The sequence below is a fragment of the Methanobrevibacter sp. genome, assembly GCF_017468685.1.
GTDB lineage: Archaea > Methanobacteriota > Methanobacteria > Methanobacteriales > Methanobacteriaceae > Methanocatella.
In genome coordinates, this window is the sequence record NZ_JAFUHT010000072.1 from 1 (window position 1) to 22,737 (window position 22,737).

A 22,737-nucleotide genomic window follows, 5' to 3' on the forward strand; every position below is an offset into this window, starting at 1 on the left:
TTAAGGAGGGGAAAATATGGCAAAAGTTAAAGGAACTAACAGAAGAACCAGACAAAAAAGAAGTTATACTAAACCTGGTAGTAAAAGAGGAAGAGGAGTAAAACAAACCTGGAAAAAATAATCCTCTTATAACTTTTTTTTCTTATTTTTAACTATTTTTAAGTGTTATTTACTAATTTTCACATTGACAATAATTAAATACTATTTTTTAGATATTATTACTTAGGTGATAATAATGAAGATGCCTGAAAATGGACATAGAGCTCATGGATTTTCAAGTGCAAATTTTTTGGATTCTGATGAAATCATTCAGGAATTGAATTTAAAAGGTGATGAGGTCTTTATGGATGCAGGATGTGGTGATGGCCACAATGCAATAAAAGTTCTTGAGGATTACAATCACAAAGGTACAGTTTATGCAGTTGATATCTATGACGCTTCAATTGAGGATATGGAAACATACAAGCAGGAAAACAATGTTGAAAACCTGATTAATATTGAAGCAGACATTACCGAAGGAATTCCTGGTGTTGATGACGAATCCATTGATGTTATATTGATGGTCAATGTTTTCCACGGATTTAAAGCATCAAGGAAATTAGATGAAGCGGTAAGTGAACTTGCAAGAATTGTTAAAAACGATGGAAAAATAGCAATCATGGATTATAAACCATGGGATGTTCCTAATGGACCTCCGACTAAGATGAGATCTTCACCGCAGGATTTGGAAAAATTATTTGCTAATCATGGTCTTAAAAAGACATATCTCAATGAGGAGATTGGTGAAGATATTCCTGAAGGCAAATCTCACTTTTTAATCATGTTTGAAAAGGAATGACTTTTTTTAATTGGGAGTTTAATACTCTCAAAAACTTTTTTTAAATTAAAAATCATTAAATACTATTTTTAAAAGATTATTATTTAGTATATTATAATTTCATAATTGATGTAGGAGAAATATTAATGATTTTTGCAGCAATATTGGCAGGGGGAATAGGTTCCAGAATGGGAGGTACAGATACTCCAAAACAATTTTTGACTCTCGGAAACAAACCTGTCATAATTCATACAATTGAAAAATTTGTTATCAATGAAAATATTGATAAAACTATTGTGTTAATACCAAAAAACTTTATAAATCATACTGTTAATCTAATTAATGAATATATTGGGGATAATGATGACATTATAGTTATTGAAGGTGGTGAAACCAGAAATGATACCTTAATGAACAGTATTCAATATATCGATGATAATTTTGGAATCGATGATGACTCAATAATTCTTACACATGATTCCGTACGTCCTTTTGTCACTCACAGAATCATTGAAGACAATATTGAAGCGGCAAAAAGATATGGGGCATGTGATACTGTAATACCTGCCACTGACACCATCGTTGAAAGTGTGAATGGTGAGACTATTGAAAGCATCCCTGTGAGAGATTATTATTACCAAGGCCAAACACCTCAGAGCTTCAATATAAAGAAACTTTTTAACTTAATCAAAAGTTTAACAGAAGCTGAAACTAATATTCTAACAGATGCATGTAAAATCTTTACACTTAAAGATGAAGATGTACATCTAGTTAAGGGTGAAGTGACAAATATCAAAATTACATATCCATATGATTTGAAATTAGCAAATACAATACTTGAGGATGGACATGATTAACATTGTTTATAGGCTCAAAACACCTAAATTCTTTGAGGAAGCCATTGATGAAATAGATTTGAATGGTGTGGTTGTAAGACCGACTTATCTGTCAATCTGTCAGGCCGACCAAAGATACTATCAGGGTTCAAGGCCTGCTGATGTATTGGAAAAAAAATTACCTATGGCACTGATACACGAAGCGATAGGTGAAGTGGTTCATGATAATTCAGGGCAATTCAAATCAGGGGATAAAGTAGTAATGATTCCCAACACTCCTCAGGGTGAAGATATTTGCAGACCGAATTACTCCTATAAATCCAAATTCAGAGGAAGCGGATTTGACGGATTCACATCTGATTTGGTGAAACTGGATTCCACTCGCGTTGTAAGAATACCTGATGAATTCAATCCGTATGTATCAGCATTCATCGAATTGATATCCGTGGCTTATCAGGGAATAAGCAAGTTTGAAGAAATCGCAGTCACTCCAAAAAATATATTGGGAGTTTGGGGAGATGGAAATCTCGGTTTTATTGCAGCACTGTTTTTAAAGCAGAAATTTCCAAATTCAAAAGTAATAGTCTTTGGAAAACACCTTGAAAACCTAAACCTTTTCTCATTTGCTGATGAAGTATATCAGATACATAACGTTCCTGATGATTTGACAGTTGACCATGCATTTGAATGCGTAGGATCAAGTGCTTCCCAATCAGCGATTGAACAGATAATCGATTTGATAAATCCTCAGGGAACAATCAATCTATTCGGAGTCAGCGAATATCCGATACCAATCAATACCCGTATGGTTCTCGAAAAGGGATTGACCATTCAGGGAAACAGCAGATCTGAAAGGGAAGATTTTATTGGGGTTGTCGAAACACTAAAACAGAATCCTCAACTTTTTGAATATTTAGAAAAGTTAGTGACAAACGTATGTGAAATAAATAACTTAAATGACTTAAGGCAGGCATTTGACAAGGATTACATTTCACACTTTGGAAAAACCATTCTAAAATGGAATAAATAATTAATAGAAATATCTATTAATTATTCTGAAATATTCCAATCTAAAGTAATTTCTGTCTTTTTTGGCGCATTTAACAGGAAGATTTGCAAGAACATGAAAATCCTCTCCAGTTAAGCCTTCATGATTTTTGATTTTATTTTTAATCACTCTAAGAATCATGTGGCATAAGTCTTCCTGATTGCATGCAAGCTTGATGGTAAACTCAGCATCTGATTTTATTGGGCACTCTTTTACAGTAACGTTTATGTCTTTTGGACAGAGAATATAAACGGAAACCTTTTTTTGATGTTTTTCATAGAGATTTTCAGCAAACTCAACATATTTTGTAAGTTCAACTTCATCAAAATCTTTAATCTGAAACTCAAAATCAATGAACTCTCCTTCTTCTGTTGTAAAAATGTCTCCGCCGGGATAAACATTTTCATCAAGTTCCCTTTCATGCTTTGGAGTTCTGCATTTGATTCGTCTTTCATCATTAAATGTTTCTTTAATAATTTTAGCTTTTATATTAAAATCGTTGTCATTCATATTAAAACCTCACTAATTTTAATTTGTATTGTCTATATTTATTTTAATCATTTATAAATTAGTAAGTTATTAATTAAATCAATTTAAGTTAGTTATATCAATTTTACAGAGTTAATACAATTTTTTATTCTGAATTTAAATTATAGGATTTTCAAAATATTTTTAGTGTTGTTAAAACAAAAACCAAAATGATTGAAGGTTGTTATAATAATGGTGATTATATGGATTATGAACGAATAATAAGTGAAAAATTTCCAAATTGTAATGTGGAAGTAATTCAACCTGATTTTTTAGAGCTTAAACAGTTGATTGAATACATTACAGATGATATAATAGTATATGGGCCTCATTCCATCATGGTTTACAATAACATGTTGAGATTTCTGATGAATGTTGGTGTTACCGGCAAAATCTATTATCTTGAAGGATTTAGTGAAGAGGATTTAAGCAATATTCATGAGGGGCTTTTGAAATTCACCTGGAACAAGGATGTAAAGATAAATCTATTCAAAAATGCTGATCCGGACAGGGAGATATTGGGACTATAACTGGAAAAACTCATCACAATATTCACAATAGTAGTTATATTCGCTTTCACAACAGTTTCCAAGTATTATTTCACCATTAAACGATGCAATTGCCAGTTCATCTGTTGTATCATGGAATACTTTAACTAATTTTCTCTCACATTTCGGACACTTGCACATATTCTTAATTTTATAAATGATGATTTTTAAATATTAAAGTAGGTGTTAAAATGATTATTAATCTTGGTGCTGAATTTGGTACTCATTTGGAATCTAGTGATGACGCTATTGAACTGATTGATATTTTAAATAAAATACCAAAAGATGACTTCATAATTGATTTTAAGGAAGTAATTTTCGTTACAATGAATTTTGCACAGGCATATTACACTGCCAAACTGGATTCCGATAAAAAAATATCTGAAATCAATCTGTCTGATGAAGTAACTGTAGTTATGGGTGCGGCTGATGAGGCATGCAATCCATAATCTTTTTATTTTTTTTTTTTAAAATTTAATTGTATGAGTTTGAAAAATTGTTATCACTTCGTAAAATTGCTTTCATTTGAAACTGCTTATTTTATATGCTTCTTTTACTAAATTGATTTTGTTAACTGTAATGTTGTTTAAATCCGGATTTTTTCACATTCAAGTTAATTATTGAATATTTGTGAGGTGTTTTAATGGCACTTAAAAATCTATTTGATAATTATAAAGAATTTGAAGAAATAATTAAACATGAAAGTAATGGAACAATTGATTTGAAAGATGTTGAACTTAATCCAGCGACTGTACTACCACTGTTATGTGAATGTAAAAATAATAATCTTAAAATATTTAACGGTGAGAATGCATTTCAATATTTAGGAAATATTTTAAATAACGACGTGTTTTTCTCTAAATTGCCTAAATCTAGAGTTGAAAGTGATGAAACTGATTTTTTAACAAATTTTGTAGAAAATCTAGATTCAGAATATGGTAGTTATTTTGTTTTAAGGCATACAATTTCAGAGTTGGCCAATAATGTGTATGACCACTCTAAAATTGAAATAAATGGTGGTCAAAGTTATATTTTTGCAAAACTGTATGAGGATTATAAAAAACTTGATTTGTGTGTAATTGATGATGGATTATCTATTCCTAGATTATTTGAAGAGTCCAGTGTCTCCTTTGACAATGATTGTAAAGCTCTTGAAATGGCAATAGGAGTTTTTTCAACAGTTTCTAATAATGATTATGAAATGGGAAATGGTTTGAGGACAATCGTCAGATTAATAGCAGAAGGAAATGGGGGTGAAATTTTAATAGTGTCTAGGAATGCAGGATTGCATATTTGTGGTGAGAACTATAGATATTATTCTTTTGATGATGAATACGGCTTTGATGGAACTTTAGTTTCAATAAGATTAAATAAGTTTGAAGTTCAAAATATTTATGAGTTACTTGAGCCTCAAAAATTAAATAATTATAAATATGATGGTGCAACTTATGATTATTAAACTTAAAGATGAAATAAATCGTGCCTTGGATTTTAATAAATCCGCTACAGATTTATTTAATAAAATAAATCAGAAAAATGAATCTGATTTCACAATGGATTTTGATGGAGTTATTTTTATTAGCATGAGTTTTGCACAGGCATATTACGCTTCCAAAAAGAAGTCTAATAAAAATATTTCTGAAATTAATCTCTCAGATGATGTAAAACCTATGATGGAATTGGTTGAAAAGCAACTGATGCATTAGCCATTTTCATTAATTTTTTTTTAAATTTTCTCATTTTGAAAAATTGCTCCCAGTTTGAAATATTGCTGTGAGTTTATAAAATTGCTTTCACTTTGAAAAATTGTTCTCGTTTATAACTGCTTATTTTATATACTATGCGATGCATATTACTTTATTAAATAAAATTGCTTTATTGAATTCTAATTTGATTGATTAGATTATGTATATATTTCAAATTTGATTTTAAAGCAAAAAATTTTATAACAATTTATTCACAATTGGTCAGTTCGGAGGTCATTTTATGAAAGAAAAACTTTGCGAGAAATATTTTGAAAACAATGTAAAACCTAAACATTTGCGCCAATTTAAAACAAAGACTCCTAAAGGAAATGTCATTGAGGGATATATTTCAAGAAAACCCAACAAACATTTGGGATCAATGGTTATCACTCATGTAACTGAAAAATCAGGAAAAAGCTATGATTGTGAGCAGTTCATACAGTCATTTCCAAAAATCCATTATTGGGACAGAAGACATCAACTTAAAGATGATGATGAAAGCATAATTTACCATTGTCAGGAAAAACTCGATGGGACATGCCTTATAGTTTATGCATTGAAGGATGAAATGGGAAACATCATTGAAATCATTCCAAAAACTCGTGGAAAAGAGGTGGCTGATGAACATGTCCGTGAAATGTTTTCATTAGTTGATAAAAAGGCAATTGAAGAATTTTACAAAGACAATGTCCATGCCAATGACACATTGATGTTTGAGTTGTACGGCATATTGAATAAGCATGAGATTGCTCATATGGACACATACATCGACATTAGCTTAATCGGCGCATATGTTGATGAATCATTTCTTAACTACATAGCAATTAAATGTTATTCTGATTTGGATAATTTCAAGACTCCGGATACAGTATTTACAATAGAGAAGTATCCGTTTGATAATTCCTTTTCAATTAGATGGTGCGGTATCAATCAAAGGCTTAAAAATTATGAGGTTTCATGCAATGAGACATTTCCAACATTATTTGATGCATTAAATGAAGTGAAGTTATTATTGCAGAGGCTAAATGAAAAATACGCTGAGTATAATGGAAGACGTGTTATCGAAGGAGTTGTAATTAACGGTGAGCATTCAAACGGCGGGCAAATGTATTTGAAAATCAAACCAAAAGATATTGAAATCGAGGCTAAAACTTTGGATTCAGTGCCCCGTAGGTTCATTGTCAAGGAAATTCAAAAATACTTTGATGAATACGGAACTCAGGTTCGTGAAATCTATGAAAGTGATGAAACCCATTATGTCAGATATGTAAATCATCAGCTGAAAGAGGAGTTCACATATGAGCAGATTGAAGATCCAAGAACCCGTCGCAGAATCAAGAATATTTTTATGGAAGTTTGGGATTCTAAAATTCCGCCAAAAAGTCTTCAAAATATTTGCGAAGAGTTAATCCGTGAAAATCCGGATTCCAGTATTCAGGATTTACTTAAAATCTTTGCAAAAACATATCCTAGTAAGAAAAAGGATTCAAGGCATGTCTATAGTATTCTATCAAAAAGGATGATGGTGTGATTTTTGATGATTGATATTTTCCAAATTTTCAACTTATTTTTAATTTTATTTTTAGCGGTATTGTTGATAAAAAATAGAAATTTGAAATATCAAATTGTATTTGTCATATGTTTCCTGATAATAGTGATTTTCTTTGTTTTAGAATTGTTATTTTTGTAAAAAATGTGCAAAGTATTAAATTAATCAAACAATAAAGTATTACTGTTATTAGTTTTTAGCTAATTTTTAAATTCACATAAATTCAAAATTTCATGATGTTGTGATTTATATTGCTAAAAAAGCAAAAAAGGTGTTTAAGTGAGTGAACAGAAATTAGAAATATTCAATGTATTGAATTATTTAAACAAAGGTTATGAGCTTAATGATATTTTGAAGGAAGGACAATTTGGAACATTTCCTTCCGCACAGGATTGCATTAAATATTTGGCTGATGAAGGATATCTTGAAGGAGAGTTAGGTGAAATAGCCGCAGATGACAGTGAAAAATTGACTGCTGAGGAGATTTCCAAAAAATACACAGTTGCAGAACTAAAAGACATTTTAAGAGAAAACGGTTTAAAAGTTTCAGGTAAAAAACAGGAATTGATTGAAAGAGTTCTGCCGGTATTGAATGGTGATGCAGAAAGTGACGGTTCATTGGATGATTTCAATAAATCCAATGATTTAAAATTAACTCAAAAAGCTAAAAATTTCCTTGATGAAAACGTTTGGATAGACTTATATATGTTTTCCCTTGTTGCATTCAGATTTGAGGATTTTGAAACCTATGTTGCAAACTCAGCAGATGATTATATAGAAACAGGATTGAAATTCTGTGATGAAATAATTTCAAGGGCATTGATGGCAAATCAGTTTCTGGTATTCATTGACGCATTGTCTGCAAAAGCACATGTTTATGCATATGCAGGGGATTATGAGTCCTTCATGGATTATGACTTGCAAAGATTCATTTTAGGATTAAACCCTATCGTTATGGATGCTCAAACCTATGCAGGTTATGATGTAATCAATGAAGCTAATGTAGTTAATCTTAAAAATGTAGTTGAAAACCTTGACATGGGAAGCTTAAAGAAAAGATTTGACAAAATCTGGAACAAATCCCATATTAAAAATACTACTGTGCCTAAAAAGACTGCTTTTAAAACATTACAAAAGGCAATCAAAGGCGCTAACCTTGAAGAGTTGAATTTTGATTTGAAAGAAAAATTCTTCAATAAGAAATTTGGAATTTAAATGAAGTCTAAAGTTGTTGGAATTGTTTTTTTAATTGGCAGTTTGTACTATGTTCTAGCTGAAGCTATTTCCGCAACTTTTTTCAATGCTTCTTTTTTTAATACTTATATTTTCCATACCATTTCTGAGCTTGGAATACCAAATGTAAATTCGCCATTGTCATGGCTTATGAATTCTGCTTTTATTATAATAGGTTTAACACTGATTTTTGGTAATTTTTATAAGTTTAAAGATTATATTGTTAAAAGTAAAACTATTTTTTATATTTTTACATTAATCACTTCAATCGGTGTCATTATTGTTGCCTTAATACATGGGGGCAATCCGTTGACTTCAGGATACCATACGTTGGGGGCTGTTATGGCAATTCTTGGAGGAAATATATTATTGGTTTTAATTTCAAAATCAATGGGTAAATTCAGCTTGTATCAAAAGGAAACGTTAATTTTGGGAGTTATTGGGCTTGTAGTCTTTTGGATAATGTTTTTCAACATGGAAAATGCTTTCATGCCGGTGCTTGAGAGGCTTTCAGTTTATACTCTGATATTGTGGAGTTTCATAACTGGCGTTTACTTGATTAAACAATAAATTATTTTTATACTTAACTTGTTATGTTATATTTTAATTAATTGAATTTTTTAAATAATTAAAAGATTAATGTTTGGGCAACTCTTTTTCAACGTTAATGTAGATTCAATTATAAAACTTTAAATACTTTGACAATTAATTATCTTTAAAGGTGATATTATGGCAAACTTAGATAAAGCTATTGAAGAAGAAATTTTAGCAATTGTCGAAAAGTACCAAAAAGAAAATACAAAACTTCTAAACTACTTAATAACTGATGATGAGATTACATTTTTCTCACCAATCGGTAACGGTAGTGAAATAACTGCAAGTGACTTACAAAAAGTTGCAGACATCCTCAAAGGATCCTTTGAAGGAATGGAAATTGTTAACCAAGAATACAGATTCAAATTCAAATGCGGATTATAGGAGTATTTGCTCCTAACTTTTTTTTAATATTTTCATTATATTTATTAGCAATTTTTTTTATATATTGATTTAACTGAAAAATTAACTAGCTGGTGGATTATGTCAAATATCGAGTATGTTATTCGTAAGGAAAATTATTCTGAATTGATTTGTGCTGAAAATGAATGGGATTTTTTAGACACTGAGGAACTTCTTCAAAATTATCCTTATATTCTTGATTCAATGGCAAATGAAGAATATTATCTTGAAAATGAAATATGTAGTTTTTTTGATGAGATAATTTTTGAAAATAAGGTCGTTGGTTTTGCAACATTTCAAACAAGATTTGATAGTGCATTATTATTGTCTGAATGTTTTATATTGCCGGAATTTAGAGGAAATAGATTATTCTTCAATGAAATTTGTAAAATGTTATTTGTAAGTTCTAATTTTGGAATATTGCAACCTACAAGAAATATTGTTGAACTGTTAATTAGCTATGCTTTTGCTAAAAATTTCAGTGAAGACATTGTTGTAAGTGCAATCGATTTTTATTTTGATGATTTTGATGCAGTATCCAGTAAAAATCGTGAGCTTGATGATGAAGAAATGAGTTCATCAAATTTCTATGATTTAAGTATAAACTCCACAATTTTTGTTGACGGTGATGAAATAATCTACCATAATCTGCTTGAAAATGATTTATTAAAAAATGGGCCACGAAAGGAATTAAACGGAGAGTATTTTGATAATCTTAAAATAGTTTTCTCAAAAAATAAAGATGAACTAGATGAATTGGTCGTTGAATTGAAACAAGAATTGCCTCAAGTTGAATTCGGATTTGATGAAATTGTCGGTCGTGGTGAAGGATTATCTGAGTTTATGCAGAATATGGTTAATGAAAGTGTTGTAACCTATGAGGAAGCAATAGGTCTTAAAAAACAATTAACTGATGAATATGATGCAGGTGAATTAAGTGATGATAATGTTGATCAAAGATTGATTTCATTATTAGTTGATGAACCTCCTCAATTCGAAGATTTTTCTGAATTCAAAGAAGTATTAAGTGATTTTGGCAGTGATGATGAAGAGGCAGAAGTTATTAATGAGTTTTTCAATATGATTGGAGATAATGAAGAATTGGGAAACAATGTCTTGCAGGCCATATTGACTGATGATGCTGAATATTTCCAGAACTTAATAATAAATGCCATGGCGAATGATGATGATTTCATGGAAAATTTCATGGATTTGACCAATGAATATGGTGATGAATCAGATAATGAGTATTTCTTTGAGGATGCTCAGTTAAACCATAATTATAAACTAGATGATATTGTATATGGAAAGGATTATCCTATAAGCTATGATAGGCAAATCTATCGATTTTTAGATTCATTAAATGCTGAAGCCAATTATGGGATGATTATGAATTTCATCGAATCAGAAATATCTTCTAAAAACATGCTGACCAGTTTAATGTTGAATTCCCAATTAATAAAAACTGAAGGGGAAGTCATTGATTGGATGAATAGTGCATCCATGTTTAAAAAAGATGAACTGAAAGAACTGTTAAGAGAAAATAATCTTAAAGTCACAGGTAACAAACCGGAGCTTTTAAAAAGACTTGCAGATAATAATGTGGCCTATGGGGAAACATTCAAAATAACTCAAAAAGGCAAAGATTATATAAAAGAATTTTCTTGGATTGAATTCTATGAGGATTTCTTATATGATTTTGATTTCGATGATTTCTATAAATATTTAGATACTCATGAAGGAAAATTAAAGGATGTTTCATTAAAATACTTGGATGAACATATTGCATTAGCTCGTCAAAAAGAGGATAATGAATATTTGGAGACATGTATTTTTACAAAAAAACTTATTTTAGATGAAGGGGATGAATTTATAATCGATTTAGGTATTCCTGAGTAATCTTGCATTCAAGCATGCATTTTGTACAGCCAAGACCTGCTTTATATTGGTCAATAATGTATTCGCTGCATGCTTCAATATCAATAATGTCTGATCTGTTTAGTCTGTCGTTCCATTTTTGAGGATTAATTGCATCAACAGGACATGCGTCCTGACAATTGGTGCAGTCATCACATTCAGAATCAGTAATCGGTGTTCCGTGCTCAACTGGCATGTCAGTTAAAATTGCACCAAGTGCAACCGCTGAACCGTATTCGGGTGTTACAAATAATGCGGAGCGCCCAATCCATCCGAGACCTGATTTTGTTGCAATGGTTTTATAAGGTAATATGCTTAATAATTTTTCCATATCGCACTCGTTACGTTTCATTGTAAGTGCAAATGCATCATATCCAAGATTTTTAATGTATCTCTCGCCTTTATGGGAAATTTTTGTCAGTTCTCCAATCTGGCGGTGAAATGTCTTCCAGTAAGATTGATAATCCTCTTCATAAAGATAATCCATTGCTTCTTTTGGAAGTTTTAAAACAAGACTTATTCCATTAGGCAAATCAATGAATTCCTTTGCAAGGCCATTAACATCAGCAAAACCAACTTTGCTTGCACCTAATTCAATCAAGTAATTTTTAATATCATTCATCTCGGACATAATAATTGTTATATTTTAGGGATATTTAAATAGTATTGTAATCAATTTTTGACTGCATAACTTATAAATAATTAAATTAAATATTTAATGTAGTGATTAAATGAAAGATATAGATGTTTTAATTGAAGCTTTACCATACATTAAAAAGTTTCATGATAAAAAAATTTTAATTAAATACGGAGGACATGCAATGGTGGATGATGAAGCAAAGTCCTCTACAGCACGAGATACAGTATTACTCAAATATGTAGGAATGAAACCGTTAATTGTACATGGTGGAGGTCCGGAAATATCAAGATCAATGGATAAACTTGGAAAAGAGTCAAAATTCATCAAAGGTTTAAGGGTGACCGATGAAGAAACAATGGAAATAATCGAAATGGTATTGGTGGGTAAAATATCAACAGAAATCGTATCCGAACTCATCAAGCATGACGGCGAAGCAATAAGCTTATCTGGAAAAGATTCAAGCTTAATATTTGCACATAAGAAAGGAGCAAGTAAAATAGATGAGGAAGTTGTTGACCTCGGTCTTGTAGGTGAAGTCGACTGTGTCAATACTGATTTGCTTGAAATGTTTTTAGATAACGATTACATTCCTGTAATCTCTCCAGTTGGAATTGATGAGGATGGAAACAGTTTAAACTTAAATGCAGATACTGCAGCAGGAGAAGTTGCAAGTGCAGTTGATGCTGAAAAATTAATTATTTTAACTGATGTTCCTGGTGTCTTAAGGGATCCTTCAGATCCAAGTTCCCTTATACAAAAAATAAGAATCTCTGAAGTTCCAGGCTTGATTGAAGAAGGAATTATTTCCGGAGGAATGATTCCTAAAATAGAAACCTGTGTAAAAGCCATTGAAAATGGTGTAAAATCATGTCACATTATCGATGGTCGTAAAAAGCACTCATTACTATTGGAAATCTTTACAACTGATGGTATTGGAACTATGATTTTTAAATAGAGTTTAAATTACTCTTTTTTAATTTTTTTTATTTTTATTAATATTTATTCGAAAATGGACAAATATATATGATATAGATATCATATATGTGAGAAATACTCATTAGTTATGTTGAATTAATGTGGTTAGAATCTTTTGATTCTAGCTTCATTCTTTTAAAACCTATTTTTTTAAATCTTAAACATTTTACGCAGTTCTCTTCTAAGTAATTTCCATCCATTCACTCTTGGAAGTTCATCCAAATCATAGATTTCACGAGGAACCTTATATCGGGACAGGTTTTTACGGGCATATTTTATTAATCCTTCACTGTCACTTTCATTTTCCCAGACAACCGCTGCCACTGGAATTTCTCCTCTGTGACAGTCGTTCACGCTAAAAATAGCTATTTCTTTAACTGCAGGATATTTTATCAAGACTTCCTCCACTTCAGTCGGATAGATTTTCCATCCACTCATTACAATCATGTCTTTCTTACGGTCGGTAATGAATAAACGATTGTCCTCATCAAGATATCCGATATCTCCTGTTAAAAACCATCCGTCATCTAAAAAGGATGCTTTTGTCTTTTCTTCATTTCCCCAATATCCTTTTGCAACAGCAGGGCCTCTAAGTGCAATTTCACCCTGTTCATATTTCGGAAGAATATTATCTGGGTCATCTTCATCAACGATTTTTACTTCTGAAAAACATACTGGATGACCTACGCTTTCAAAGCGGTCTGCTTCACGATAGTCTTCCGGTCGGATTACTGTTCCGGTTCCGATTACGATGGTTTCAGATAATCCGTATGCATTTATGATTGGTATTGCATAGGTTTGATGGAAATCTTTCCATATTTTTTTGTGAAGTGGTCCTCCGCCTGATACGATTTCACGTACTGTTTTTAATTCTTCACGTTTGTCTATTGTAGTTAAGGAGTGTATTACTGGTGGCATTCCAGTCAGGACAGTTACTTTTTCGGATTTGCATAATTCCAGATATTCATCCAGGTTAAACTGCTCCATCAGGATATAGTATGCTGCTGCTCTTAATGCTGCAATTGACCATGAAAGGCCTACATGTGCCATTGGATAAATTCCAAGATACACGTCATCCTGCTTTAATGTTAATACGTCACATTCGTTATGAATTGCTGTGAAGTAGTTTCCGTGGGTCAGCATTGCTCCTTTTGGTTTGCCTGTTGTTCCTGAAGTGTATTGTAGCTGGCATAAATCATCCCAATCAGTATTTTCTGCTGGCAGAACTTCACTTTCTTTAAAGCTTGAAATGTCTTTTGGAACATATGTCTTGATGTCAAGCAAGTCTTTCGCTTCTGTGTCTGTAATGATTAGTTCTGCTTTTGAATCGTCAATGATGTATTCCAGTTCCGCTTTGGTGAATACTCTGTTGGTCGGAATGGCTATTGCACCAATTCTCCAAATAGCAAATAATGAAAATAAGTATTCTTCTGAATTTTTTAAATAGATTAGGATACGGTCTCCTTTATCAATTCCCATATTCTTTAACTTGCGTCCAATTTCAGAAACGATTGATAGTATCTCTCCGGAGTTGTATTTGTTTCCTGTTGTTGGGTTGTACAGAACATCCTTGTTTAGGCGTTTTGAGTTTGCATCTAAAAAAGTGGTGATATTCAACATTTAAATCAACTCTCTTACAATAGCTTTTGTCATTTCCATTGTTGTTGCATCTCCTCTCAAATCAGGAGTCTTGATTTTGCAGTCGGCTATTACCTTCTCAACAGCCTGTTTGATTTTGTTTGATATTTCCCATTCTCCCAAATAGTCAAGCATCATTGAAGCTGATAATATCATTGAACAGGGGTTTGCAATGTTTTTGCCTGCAATGTCTGGTGCTGAACCGTGGACTGGCTCAAACAATCCGTTATGGTCTCCAATATTTCCAGATGGTGCTAGTCCCAGCCCTCCGACGAGTCCTGCACTTTCATCGGATAAAATGTCTCCGAAGAGATTGCTTGAAACGATCACGTCAAAATTCTGTGGCTGTGTGATTAGATACATTGCCATTGCATCCACATAATAATCTTCTGTGGTGATTTGCGGGTATTGACTGGCTACATTATAGAAGCTTTCCTTGAAAACGCCATCAGTCTTTTTTAAAACATTGCTTTTGTGGACACATGTGACTTTGCTTTGACCTCTTTTTATGCATAGGTTGAATGCGGCTTTTGAGATTCTCTCGGATGCTTTTTTGGTAATCACTCTTTCTGCAATCATTTTATCTTCATCACCGTATTCATTTTGTGAATATAATCCTTCAGTGTTTTCTCTCACAATTACAAAATCGATATCGTCACGGATGCATTTGACTCCTTTGTATGATTTTATCGGTCGGATGTTTGCATAAACGTTAAGTGCTTTTCTTAAGTTTATTATTGGGCTGGGTTCGCCGGGAGTTGATGTTGATGCTCCAAAGAGCACTGCATCACTTTTGTTTGCCATGTCTATTGTCTCTTCAGGCAATGTTGTTCCAGTATTGTTGAAACATTCAAAACCGGCTTGTCCGTATTTGAAACTGAATTCCAAATCTAGCTTGTCAAGCAAATATTCGCAGGCATCCATTACTTCTATTCCTATTCCGTCTCCACTAATTATTGCAATGTCATACATTATTATTCACTTAAAAATTTTAATATATTAATAATATTGATATTATTCTATATATGCAATTTTGTTTTTAGTTTGAAATTTTGTTCGTATGTTATCGAAATATATTTATACTTATAAAGGTTAATATTATAGTAATTACAAAACTAATAGTAGTTTTACCTTATTGAATCTATGAGGGATTAAAATGGAAAGAAGTATCGATGAGTTAATTGAATTATTGAATGATAAAGATGACTTTGTTGTAGAAGATGCTGTTGGAGAATTAGAATTAAGAGCTGAAGAAGCAATTGACCCATTAATCTCTGCATTATCTCACAGAAAAAAACAAATCAGATTAAATGCAGCAACATTGCTTGGTGCAATTAATGATCCAAAAGCAATCGACCCATTAATCTTAACCTTAAATGACAACAACAAATTGGTTAGAAGAGAAGCATCAACCGCACTCTCACGTATGGGTGAACCGGCAGTTGAACCTTTAATTGAGGTTTTAGGTGATGAAGACTGGAAAGTTAGAGGAGCAGCTGCATGGGCACTTGGAAACTTAGGTGATGAAAGAGCTATTCCTGCACTTGAAAAATTGCTTGATGATGAAAGCGGTTTTGTAAAATCAGGTGCACAAAGTGCAATAAAAACAATTAAGAAATAAATAATTTTATTTCTTTCATTTTTTTTAAATAATTTTTATAACAGTGTTATAAATATGTATAAAAATATGCAATATTAAATAGTTAATCGATAAGAACTTATTTGGACATGATGTTGGGATTGATGACGGATGGTTAAAGTAATTAAAAAAGATGTTGAACTGATAGAATTGTTCTATGATTTGATTTTTGTATATGCGATATCACAGCTTACTTCATTAGTCAATGAGCCTGTTGGAGGAATAATCTCTTCAAACAGCTTTTTTGTCTACATTATCACTTCTTTTGTAATCCTGCAGGCATGGCTGTATTTCACAAACTATGTCAACCGTTATGGGGAGTGGAAATGGCATGAATATCTGTTGGCATGCATCAACATGATTGCAGTAATCTTTATGGCAAACACTATCAGCACACAGTGGGAACAGATGCTTTTGCCTTTCAATGTATCAATGCTTATAATGCTTTTAACGGTTGTTGTTCTATATTCCGTTCATGCATTTAAAGAAAGATCCATTAAGATAGCTGCAGGAAATTCAATAACAATACTGTCAATTGTCTGTTCAATATATGTCATAGCAATCCTTGCAATACTATTCGGATTTTCAGACATTGTCATATGGCTGGATGTAGTTGCAGTTCTTTGCGGAGCATTCCTGCCATTTTTCATACGTGGAAAATTCAACAAGAACATTATCAATTTCCCTCACTTGGTTGAAAGATTCGAACTGCTCACCATCATCACTTTCGGTGAAGCTATTGTAGGCATGACACACTTCTTTGACATTAACAACTTAACTCCCGTACCTATTTTGGTTTTCTTTGTAATCATTTCGATGTTCGGCTCATATGTAATTCAGATTCATCATCTGATGAATCATCTAAGGGAAGAGAGAAGTCTAAGATTAATGTTCAGCCATTATTTCATCATCATCAGCATTAACCTGGTCACAGTTGCATTTGAACTTATTCACAGCGGAGAAGTTAATCACTTATTCGCTTCAATACTAATCATAATATCTTTAATCATATTCTATATCTCAATCATGGCGAATAAGGAATATTACCATGATGGAATAAATTTAACTAAAAAAGATGCACTAATGATGTTTCTGTTTATAGTTATCGGATCAGGGGTAATACTATTGGGATTGAATAGTTTATATGTCTTTTTAATAGGTGCATTAATAATTACTCTTGGAAACTTCAAAGTCCTTTTGAAAAAATACAAAAATAGAAAAATAAGTTAGGAAAATTTTTTTCCTAAAAAAATCATTGTTCAAACAAATCAGCAACATCAACCAACAGTTCAGGAATGTCAAGTTGCTGGGTACAGTAATCAACACAGGTTCTGCATTGAGTACATGCTGATGCAGGAGCATTGACTGCTGCTGCAGTTCCATAATTTGCAAAATTGGCTTCAAGAGAATACAACTTTTCACTATTGTAAAGGTTAAAGAAATCAGGAATAGGAATGTTCATTTCACATTCTTTAACACAGTATCCGCAGTAGCTGCAGTCAATTGCTAATGTTTTTTTAATTTCACGAGCCATCTTCATTAAAAATCTGTGGTCATCTCTTGTAATTTCTGTAAAGTCTTTGAATGTTTCGCAGTTTTCCTTCATCTGCTCGAGATTGCTCATTCCGCTTAAAACTACTGAAACGTTTTCCTGTGAAGCAGCAAACCTTAAAGCCCAGTTGGCAATTGAATTGTCGGAATATTCTTCAAACTGCTTTTTAACACTATCTGCAACATTAACTAATGTTCCGCCCTTGATTGGTTCCATGACAATTATTTCAACATCGTATTTAACACATAATCTGTGCAATTTCTTTGATTGGATTCTCAAGTCATTCCAGTCCATGTAGTTTAACTGTATTTGGACAACGTCCAGGATGTTGGAGTATTTTTCAAGAACCTCTTCAAGCAAATCAGCTTTGTCATGGTAACTTATTCCAATTTTAAGTGCTTTTCCTTCATCTTTAAGTTTTTTAATGTATTCAAAACTCTTTGTGCTTTCTGCTAGGTTAATAAACACTTTGTTGATGTTATGAATTAATAATACATCAAAATATTCGATTCCCAGTCTTTCAAGCATGATATTTACTAAATCCTTATTATCGGATTCCTTGGCGAGTAGCCATGTTGGTATCTTATCTGCTATTCTAAAGGACTCTCTTGGGTATCTTTCAACCAATGCCTTTTTAAGTGCATCTTCTGATGTTTCACCATGATATGCATAGGATGTATCGAAATAATCGAATCCTTGTTCCATGTAATAGTCAACCATTTGTGTAAACTCTTCCATTTCAATAGTTGCCGGGTCATTGGCGTCTGTTTGTGGAAGTCTCATAGCTCCAAAACCTAAAATTGTATCAGTCATTTGAATCCCTCAAAATTATATTAGGATTTCAATAATATAAATGTTGCATATGTAAACAATTAAATTTAAAAGATGGTTGAGAATATCCCCTTAAATCTCATCTCTTACTTCATCGCAGTATTTGTCGATTTTCCTTTTGCTCATCTTCATTAGGTCTTCTTTGGTGAAACGATTGCTTTGAATATCTTCAAGAAGAAACTTATTTCCGTAAGCCTCTCCAACTGCAAGGCCTTCTTTTAGAATGCTGTCATGATACTCGTATAACAGGTCTTCAACAAGATAATTGCCGTTATGCTCTCTAAAAAGGGTTGAGGTCATATGGCATTCGGTTGAATTGGGACTTAATTTGATGATTTTCTTTCTTGCCTTTTCAAATTTGTCTTTGTCAATATTCAATCTTTCAATCAAGTCTTCTATACGTGAATCTCTGGCAATTTCATGAACTAATGGAACATCTTTTTCGGTAATTTCAGTTCCCATCAGTGACTGAAACTTTTCAGGATCTTGCATTAATTTTTCCAATTTTGCACGGCGCCTTTTGTAACGAAGGTCCTTGGACTTATTTTTCATTCATAATCGCCTCCCTTAAGTCAGTGATGAATGTCGGTTCAATATCGTAGTTAACAATGCTATCTGGGTCAATTTTCTTTAATTTTTCAAAATCGATTTTTCTATTTTGGATGGCTTCAATACTCATTTTTTTGCCCATTCCTATTCCAAGGTCAATGCTGAACTTAAATAAGTAATCATAAAAATCATTGATCTTGTCCAGATTGTCGGGATCTTCAGGAAGCAATTCCAAATGTTCCAATATAGTCAAAATGTCAATATTTTCGGTGGGTAGGGTTTCTGTAACTTCTTTATTAATTCCAATGATTTTGAAATAATGATTCATACTTCGAATTTCATTTTCTTTTAATTTTTCATAAATTTTAGTTTCCATGTTCTCACCAAGCTTAATTTATTATTTAACTGTTTATAAACTTTTTGATATGAGTTTGAAGCAATATTGTTTTCATAATATGATTTTAAAGCAATTACAATATTGTTTTCAACTTGTAATTTTCAGCACTTCAAAATCTTTTCAAAATCTATGATGGTTAAAAGCAGTTTAAAGATGTGGGGTTGTGGGTAATATTGTAAAAAATAGTTAAAATCAGATTTACTTTAAAACAACTGATTTATCAATCATTTCAATAAGAATCTGATTAATTGGATTTTTAAATGATAATGGATGCTCTTTTGGATAATCTTCTCTTAAAGGAAGAATTCTGAAACTGGACATGCACTGATCAGTTGACCTGAGTGCAAAATAAGCTTTATAGTTTCCGTCAATAATGTTAATTATCAGTCCGAAATCATCTGTTCGATTATGTCCTGCAATGCCTTCTTCAGCAAACACCTTGAATTTCTTGACGCTGTCGGAAGTGATTAGTGAATATTCCATCATGTATTCATATTCGTCATCATCAAGGTCATAATCATCATATTCGATAATTTCATCGCAATCTTCATCTGGAACAAGCAGATGGGATGCACAGTAACCCAGTGAAATGAATATTCCGTCATGGTCCAGTGCCTTTGAAATAATGTCAAAATATATGTTGTCCAAAGGCTGTGATTTGTAGGGATTGCCTAAAATCTCAGGAACAGTATGGGTCAGGCCACCATCCTCAATAACTGTGCAGTAGAAATGGGATTCTCCAAGATAACCTGCAGTTGAAGCCTTTTCAATGGTTTTTTTAATGTCAATGTTATTTGCATTTTCCATTCTTTGTGCAATTTCTAAGATTTCCTCGTCACTTATCATATTTTGACCCTACTTTAAATGTTTAAATATTTCATCAATTGAATCTGCAATCAAAAAAAGTTCTTCCTGTTTATAAAGAAAGCCTTTGTCTCCCATTTCATCAATCATTTCAATCATCTTGTCATAGAAATGATTAATGTTGAAAACTATGATTTTCTTGTCATGCTGCTTTAACTTTTTAAGGGTTATGATTTCAAAAAATTCGTCCAGGGTTCCGATTCCTCCAGGGGAGATTATGAACGCATCGGAGTTTTCAACGAATTTCTTTTTCCTCTCATCCATTGAATCGACATAGATGAATTCACTGCATTTTTCGCATAAGGGTTCAAATCCTCCAATCCATTCAGGCGCTATTCCGATGGATTTGCCGGCATTGTCATGAACTCCCCTTGCACATGAGCCCATCATTCCAGTATCTCCGCCTCCGAAAACAAGTGTGTGGTTATCCTGAGCTATTCTACAGCCTAATTCATAAGCTTCATCAGTGTAAATTTCATCTATCTTTCTACTTCCGGATCCATAAAGGCATATTTTCATTTAATCACCTTAAATGTCGGGTGTTTGCTCTGCAAGACATAAATGACAAATAGCATTTACGTTGTCTTTCTGATTATCTTTTACAGGGCAGAAAAATTCTCCATTTCTCTCTTCCACAAATAAACTTCCTGGAAACTCGCTTCCAACAGGATGAATAGGTTCTTCTAAAATAAATGTTGTGTAAAGTGAGGTGATTACATAGATTAACGGGAATTTATCGTCATCTGCATTAGACAGTCTTTCTTTTTCAAAAGTTCTCTCAAGCATTGGAAATGAAGTATCAAATGAAGGCTTGTCAATTGCTGTGTTGATATAATCATCCTTTTCCTTGACCTCTTTCATGCGCATGATGAAATATTTGATGTAGATGGACAAGTATTTCTCACGATAGTTTTTCTGAACATATTCTCCATCTTTTCTCATGCGTGCTGTTGCCATCATTAAATCTTGAACTGAGATAATACGTGCATATTTTTTAAGTATTATCATCAAATCATCTTTTCTGATTTCATTATTTTGTGATAATTTTTTTAGTTCAATTATAATGTCTTCAGCTTCCATAATGTTTATTATAAAATTTAATAAATAAATACTTTTAATATAAAATCTAAATTAATAATAAGGTAGATTATTATGGTTGAAGATTTCATGGAGATTTCAAAAGAAGACATTGAAAATGTTGAAAATGCTTTAAAAGTAAACTCTGATTACAAATTAGCTAATTCACATTTTAACATCAAATCATTTGAAAAAGCTAAAGATATTGTTTTAATTCAATATGTTGCCAATGTTGAAAACGAATTGGTTTTCAAGACAAAAGAGGAAAACGGCAAATATTACATTTCAAATACTTTTGATTTGTTTATGGACAATATTGTTAATGGAAATGTTTCAAGAGATGTTTTCCAGTCAGTAAGCAGTTATTTCTATGAAGTAATTGGCAATCCTAAAAAGGATTTTTCAGATGAAAAGGAAGAGTTGATCAGTTTTTTAGTTTTAACTGAAGAATATGAGAGAAATCTTCTTGAAACTGATTTGGATCCATGTAAAATCCGTGATGATTATAGCCAGGACCGTGAAATGATTGACAAGGATGAATCTTTAAACAGGGTTCAAAAGAGTTTGGCTTTAAAAGAGCTTGTTCACATGTCAATTTGTCAGGTAGTAAATGATATAGATTTGTTTTTCACAAGGCCTTCAAATTTAACTCCTGAAGAGAATGCGGAAAAAAACAGGCAGGAGCAGAAGGCTCTTGAAAATGAATTGCAATTATCATAACTATTAAGTATTATTAAAATAATAATTATTAATATCAATTAACTTGCTGATTATATGATTACTATTACTAGAAATGAGGAAGTTGTATTAAACCAAATAAAGATATTTGATATGGAGTATACTGATGGTGTTCCATTAAACGTACTTAGAAAGGAATTGGGATTTCATGAGTATGATCTGGTTCAGATTTTGGAGGAACTTCAAGACAAGGGCCTTGTCATTTTTAATGATAATAAAGCTAGCCTAACAGATTCTGAAAAAGATGTCAATACAGTTAACTCTAAAAAAGATTTGGAAGAAATAGAGTTGAATCAGAAAGAAAAAGATTCATATGATCTAATTAAGGAATTGGTTGATGATAAAAATCTCGTTTCCAAATACACACTTGAGGGCCATTTATTGTATGGGGATTTGGAAATTACCAATTTCAGAATGTATCATATCATTTTGTCTCTTCAAAACAAGGGTCTTTTAAAAACTATCACCAAAGACGACGGAGAATATTATTTGCTTGTTGAATAATATTTCTTACAAATTTTTTATTATTGGAGTAATATTTATTTTCAAGTTCATCATAATATTTATATAATTTAAAAATCATATATTAAACTAATTATTGAAATTATGATGTGTTTTTT

The 22,737-nt window shown here is 32.0% G+C and carries 28 protein-coding genes; 17 read left to right on the plus strand and 11 right to left on the minus strand.

The window, feature by feature from the left end:
• Window positions 1–235 precede the first annotated feature (235 nt).
• The 3 genes from IJ258_RS09100 to IJ258_RS09110 all read left to right on the plus strand — a co-directional run bounded on the left by IJ258_RS09100 (window position 236) and on the right by IJ258_RS09110 (window position 2,683).
• Entirely contained in the window at window positions 236–838 is a 603-nt protein-coding gene (locus tag IJ258_RS09100; protein WP_292806119.1) for a class I SAM-dependent methyltransferase, read from the plus strand.
• Between the two features lie 125 nt (window positions 839–963).
• Entirely contained in the window at window positions 964–1,674 is a 711-nt protein-coding gene (locus IJ258_RS09105) for a 2-C-methyl-D-erythritol 4-phosphate cytidylyltransferase (RefSeq protein ID WP_292806122.1), read from the plus strand.
• Window positions 1,667–2,683, plus strand: coding sequence for an alcohol dehydrogenase catalytic domain-containing protein (locus IJ258_RS09110; protein WP_292806125.1), 1,017 nt, complete (start codon window positions 1,667–1,669; stop codon window positions 2,681–2,683). The genes IJ258_RS09105 and IJ258_RS09110 overlap by 8 nt, the downstream gene beginning before the upstream one ends.
• On the opposite strand, the gene IJ258_RS09115 is transcribed toward IJ258_RS09110, so the two are convergent.
• Complete coding sequence (locus IJ258_RS09115; RefSeq protein ID WP_292806128.1) at window positions 2,684–3,211, minus strand: hypothetical protein; 528 nt, start codon at window positions 3,209–3,211, stop codon at window positions 2,684–2,686.
• Between the two features lie 221 nt (window positions 3,212–3,432).
• On the opposite strand from IJ258_RS09115, the gene IJ258_RS09120 reads away from it, so the two are divergent.
• On the plus strand, window positions 3,433–3,759 hold the full coding sequence (locus IJ258_RS09120; RefSeq protein ID WP_292806131.1) for a hypothetical protein: 327 nt from the start codon (window positions 3,433–3,435) through the stop codon (window positions 3,757–3,759).
• Here the strand turns inward: IJ258_RS09120 and IJ258_RS09125 are convergent.
• Window positions 3,754–3,918: a hypothetical protein gene (locus IJ258_RS09125; RefSeq protein ID WP_292806134.1), complete on the minus strand. Its 165-nt coding sequence runs from the start codon at window positions 3,916–3,918 to the stop codon at window positions 3,754–3,756. The two genes, IJ258_RS09120 and IJ258_RS09125, sit on opposite strands and share 6 nt — an antisense overlap.
• 50 nt (window positions 3,919–3,968) lie before the next feature.
• On the opposite strand from IJ258_RS09125, the gene IJ258_RS09130 reads away from it, so the two are divergent.
• From IJ258_RS09130 to IJ258_RS09165, 8 genes are all read left to right on the plus strand, one after another.
• The gene (locus IJ258_RS09130; protein WP_292806137.1) at window positions 3,969–4,226 is read left to right on the plus strand and encodes a hypothetical protein; all 258 of its coding nucleotides are present in this window, start codon (window positions 3,969–3,971) and stop codon (window positions 4,224–4,226) included.
• A 194-nt stretch (window positions 4,227–4,420) separates the two neighbouring features.
• Window positions 4,421–5,236 (plus strand): ATP-binding protein, encoded by an 816-nt coding sequence (locus IJ258_RS09135; RefSeq protein ID WP_292806140.1) that lies wholly within the window; start codon window positions 4,421–4,423, stop codon window positions 5,234–5,236.
• Window positions 5,226–5,483: a hypothetical protein gene (locus tag IJ258_RS09140; RefSeq protein ID WP_292806143.1), complete on the plus strand. Its 258-nt coding sequence runs from the start codon at window positions 5,226–5,228 to the stop codon at window positions 5,481–5,483. The genes IJ258_RS09135 and IJ258_RS09140 overlap by 11 nt, the downstream gene beginning before the upstream one ends.
• 280 nt (window positions 5,484–5,763) lie before the next feature.
• Window positions 5,764–7,053 carry a hypothetical protein gene (locus IJ258_RS09145; protein ID WP_292806146.1) on the plus strand — a complete coding sequence of 430 codons (1,290 nt, stop codon included), beginning with the start codon at window positions 5,764–5,766 and terminating at the stop codon, window positions 7,051–7,053.
• Between the two features lie 297 nt (window positions 7,054–7,350).
• Window positions 7,351–8,286 (plus strand): SAP domain-containing protein, encoded by a 936-nt coding sequence (locus IJ258_RS09150; RefSeq protein ID WP_292806149.1) that lies wholly within the window; start codon window positions 7,351–7,353, stop codon window positions 8,284–8,286.
• The gene (locus tag IJ258_RS09155; protein ID WP_292806152.1) at window positions 8,287–8,874 is read left to right on the plus strand and encodes a DUF998 domain-containing protein; all 588 of its coding nucleotides are present in this window, start codon (window positions 8,287–8,289) and stop codon (window positions 8,872–8,874) included.
• A 159-nt stretch (window positions 8,875–9,033) separates the two neighbouring features.
• On the plus strand, window positions 9,034–9,282 hold the full coding sequence (locus IJ258_RS09160) for a hypothetical protein (RefSeq protein ID WP_292806155.1): 249 nt from the start codon (window positions 9,034–9,036) through the stop codon (window positions 9,280–9,282).
• Between the two features lie 99 nt (window positions 9,283–9,381).
• Window positions 9,382–11,199 (plus strand): SAP domain-containing protein, encoded by a 1,818-nt coding sequence (locus IJ258_RS09165; protein WP_292806158.1) that lies wholly within the window; start codon window positions 9,382–9,384, stop codon window positions 11,197–11,199.
• Here the strand turns inward: IJ258_RS09165 and IJ258_RS09170 are convergent.
• Window positions 11,171–11,848 (minus strand): reductive dehalogenase domain-containing protein, encoded by a 678-nt coding sequence (locus IJ258_RS09170; protein WP_292806161.1) that lies wholly within the window; start codon window positions 11,846–11,848, stop codon window positions 11,171–11,173. The two genes, IJ258_RS09165 and IJ258_RS09170, sit on opposite strands and share 29 nt — an antisense overlap.
• A gap of 100 nt (window positions 11,849–11,948) precedes the next feature.
• Here IJ258_RS09170 and argB point away from each other — a divergent pair, with 100 nt between their 5' ends.
• Window positions 11,949–12,812, plus strand: a complete 864-nt coding sequence (gene argB / locus IJ258_RS09175) for an acetylglutamate kinase (RefSeq protein WP_292806164.1) — start codon at window positions 11,949–11,951, stop codon at window positions 12,810–12,812.
• Between the two features lie 170 nt (window positions 12,813–12,982).
• Here the strand turns inward: argB and IJ258_RS09180 are convergent, their stop codons facing one another.
• Both IJ258_RS09180 and aksF read right to left on the minus strand, forming a co-directional pair.
• Window positions 12,983–14,452: a class I adenylate-forming enzyme family protein gene (locus IJ258_RS09180; protein WP_292806167.1), complete on the minus strand. Its 1,470-nt coding sequence runs from the start codon at window positions 14,450–14,452 to the stop codon at window positions 12,983–12,985.
• Window positions 14,453–15,442, minus strand: a complete 990-nt coding sequence (gene aksF, locus IJ258_RS09185; RefSeq protein WP_292806170.1) for a homoisocitrate dehydrogenase — start codon at window positions 15,440–15,442, stop codon at window positions 14,453–14,455. It abuts the gene before it with no gap.
• A gap of 184 nt (window positions 15,443–15,626) precedes the next feature.
• Between aksF and IJ258_RS09190 the strand changes: the two genes are divergently transcribed.
• Window positions 15,627–16,091 (plus strand): HEAT repeat domain-containing protein, encoded by a 465-nt coding sequence (locus IJ258_RS09190; protein ID WP_292806173.1) that lies wholly within the window; start codon window positions 15,627–15,629, stop codon window positions 16,089–16,091.
• A 129-nt stretch (window positions 16,092–16,220) separates the two neighbouring features.
• The gene (locus IJ258_RS09195) at window positions 16,221–17,339 is read left to right on the plus strand and encodes a low temperature requirement protein A (protein WP_292806176.1); all 1,119 of its coding nucleotides are present in this window, start codon (window positions 16,221–16,223) and stop codon (window positions 17,337–17,339) included.
• Between the two features lie 22 nt (window positions 17,340–17,361).
• Here IJ258_RS09195 and IJ258_RS09200 read toward each other — a convergent pair whose 3' ends face one another.
• From IJ258_RS09200 to IJ258_RS09225, 6 genes are all read right to left on the minus strand, one after another.
• The gene (locus tag IJ258_RS09200; RefSeq protein WP_292806180.1) at window positions 17,362–18,474 is read right to left on the minus strand and encodes an aldo/keto reductase; all 1,113 of its coding nucleotides are present in this window, start codon (window positions 18,472–18,474) and stop codon (window positions 17,362–17,364) included.
• A gap of 90 nt (window positions 18,475–18,564) precedes the next feature.
• Window positions 18,565–19,044, minus strand: a complete 480-nt coding sequence (locus tag IJ258_RS09205; RefSeq protein ID WP_292806183.1) for a hypothetical protein — start codon at window positions 19,042–19,044, stop codon at window positions 18,565–18,567.
• Window positions 19,034–19,417, minus strand: a complete 384-nt coding sequence (locus IJ258_RS09210; protein ID WP_292806186.1) for a hypothetical protein — start codon at window positions 19,415–19,417, stop codon at window positions 19,034–19,036. Before IJ258_RS09210 ends, IJ258_RS09205 begins: the two co-directional genes overlap by 11 nt.
• Before the next feature lie 219 nt (window positions 19,418–19,636).
• Entirely contained in the window at window positions 19,637–20,284 is a 648-nt protein-coding gene (locus IJ258_RS09215) for a hypothetical protein (protein WP_292806189.1), read from the minus strand.
• Between the two features lie 9 nt (window positions 20,285–20,293).
• A complete protein-coding gene (locus IJ258_RS09220; protein ID WP_292806191.1) occupies window positions 20,294–20,821 on the minus strand; it encodes a TIGR00730 family Rossman fold protein in 528 nt (175 codons plus the stop codon).
• Between the two features lie 9 nt (window positions 20,822–20,830).
• On the minus strand, window positions 20,831–21,382 hold the full coding sequence (locus IJ258_RS09225; protein WP_292806193.1) for a DUF2115 domain-containing protein: 552 nt from the start codon (window positions 21,380–21,382) through the stop codon (window positions 20,831–20,833).
• 72 nt (window positions 21,383–21,454) lie between these two features.
• Here IJ258_RS09225 and IJ258_RS09230 point away from each other — a divergent pair, with 72 nt between their 5' ends.
• Window positions 21,455–22,099: a hypothetical protein gene (locus tag IJ258_RS09230; RefSeq protein WP_292806196.1), complete on the plus strand. Its 645-nt coding sequence runs from the start codon at window positions 21,455–21,457 to the stop codon at window positions 22,097–22,099.
• A 54-nt stretch (window positions 22,100–22,153) separates the two neighbouring features.
• Complete coding sequence (locus IJ258_RS09235) at window positions 22,154–22,621, plus strand: hypothetical protein (RefSeq protein WP_292806198.1); 468 nt, start codon at window positions 22,154–22,156, stop codon at window positions 22,619–22,621.
• Window positions 22,622–22,737: the final 116 nt, after the last annotated feature.

Bases quoted from the DNA above. Each gene is read 5' to 3' on its own strand.
- IJ258_RS09100 (WP_292806119.1), top strand. From the start codon at position 236: ATGAAGATGCCTGAAAATGGACATAGAGCTCATGGATTTTCAAGTGCA.
- IJ258_RS09105 (WP_292806122.1), top strand. From the start codon at position 964: ATGATTTTTGCAGCAATATTGGCAGGGGGAATAGGTTCCAGAATGGGA.
- IJ258_RS09110 (WP_292806125.1), top strand. From the start codon at position 1,667: ATGATTAACATTGTTTATAGGCTCAAAACACCTAAATTCTTTGAGGAA.
- IJ258_RS09115 (WP_292806128.1), bottom strand. From the start codon at position 3,211: ATGAATGACAACGATTTTAATATAAAAGCTAAAATTATTAAAGAAACA.
- IJ258_RS09120 (WP_292806131.1), top strand. From the start codon at position 3,433: ATGGATTATGAACGAATAATAAGTGAAAAATTTCCAAATTGTAATGTG.
- IJ258_RS09125 (WP_292806134.1), bottom strand. From the start codon at position 3,918: ATGTGCAAGTGTCCGAAATGTGAGAGAAAATTAGTTAAAGTATTCCAT.
- IJ258_RS09130 (WP_292806137.1), top strand. From the start codon at position 3,969: ATGATTATTAATCTTGGTGCTGAATTTGGTACTCATTTGGAATCTAGT.
- IJ258_RS09135 (WP_292806140.1), top strand. From the start codon at position 4,421: ATGGCACTTAAAAATCTATTTGATAATTATAAAGAATTTGAAGAAATA.
- IJ258_RS09140 (WP_292806143.1), top strand. From the start codon at position 5,226: ATGATTATTAAACTTAAAGATGAAATAAATCGTGCCTTGGATTTTAAT.
- IJ258_RS09145 (WP_292806146.1), top strand. From the start codon at position 5,764: ATGAAAGAAAAACTTTGCGAGAAATATTTTGAAAACAATGTAAAACCT.
- IJ258_RS09155 (WP_292806152.1), top strand. From the start codon at position 8,287: ATGAAGTCTAAAGTTGTTGGAATTGTTTTTTTAATTGGCAGTTTGTAC.
- IJ258_RS09160 (WP_292806155.1), top strand. From the start codon at position 9,034: ATGGCAAACTTAGATAAAGCTATTGAAGAAGAAATTTTAGCAATTGTC.
- IJ258_RS09165 (WP_292806158.1), top strand. From the start codon at position 9,382: ATGTCAAATATCGAGTATGTTATTCGTAAGGAAAATTATTCTGAATTG.
- IJ258_RS09170 (WP_292806161.1), bottom strand. From the start codon at position 11,848: ATGTCCGAGATGAATGATATTAAAAATTACTTGATTGAATTAGGTGCA.
- argB (WP_292806164.1), top strand. From the start codon at position 11,949: ATGAAAGATATAGATGTTTTAATTGAAGCTTTACCATACATTAAAAAG.
- IJ258_RS09180 (WP_292806167.1), bottom strand. From the start codon at position 14,452: ATGTTGAATATCACCACTTTTTTAGATGCAAACTCAAAACGCCTAAAC.
- aksF (WP_292806170.1), bottom strand. From the start codon at position 15,442: ATGTATGACATTGCAATAATTAGTGGAGACGGAATAGGAATAGAAGTA.
- IJ258_RS09190 (WP_292806173.1), top strand. From the start codon at position 15,627: ATGGAAAGAAGTATCGATGAGTTAATTGAATTATTGAATGATAAAGAT.
- IJ258_RS09195 (WP_292806176.1), top strand. From the start codon at position 16,221: ATGGTTAAAGTAATTAAAAAAGATGTTGAACTGATAGAATTGTTCTAT.
- IJ258_RS09200 (WP_292806180.1), bottom strand. From the start codon at position 18,474: ATGACTGATACAATTTTAGGTTTTGGAGCTATGAGACTTCCACAAACA.
- IJ258_RS09205 (WP_292806183.1), bottom strand. From the start codon at position 19,044: ATGAAAAATAAGTCCAAGGACCTTCGTTACAAAAGGCGCCGTGCAAAA.
- IJ258_RS09210 (WP_292806186.1), bottom strand. From the start codon at position 19,417: ATGGAAACTAAAATTTATGAAAAATTAAAAGAAAATGAAATTCGAAGT.
- IJ258_RS09215 (WP_292806189.1), bottom strand. From the start codon at position 20,284: ATGATAAGTGACGAGGAAATCTTAGAAATTGCACAAAGAATGGAAAAT.
- IJ258_RS09220 (WP_292806191.1), bottom strand. From the start codon at position 20,821: ATGAAAATATGCCTTTATGGATCCGGAAGTAGAAAGATAGATGAAATT.
- IJ258_RS09225 (WP_292806193.1), bottom strand. From the start codon at position 21,382: ATGGAAGCTGAAGACATTATAATTGAACTAAAAAAATTATCACAAAAT.
- IJ258_RS09230 (WP_292806196.1), top strand. From the start codon at position 21,455: ATGGTTGAAGATTTCATGGAGATTTCAAAAGAAGACATTGAAAATGTT.
- IJ258_RS09235 (WP_292806198.1), top strand. From the start codon at position 22,154: ATGATTACTATTACTAGAAATGAGGAAGTTGTATTAAACCAAATAAAG.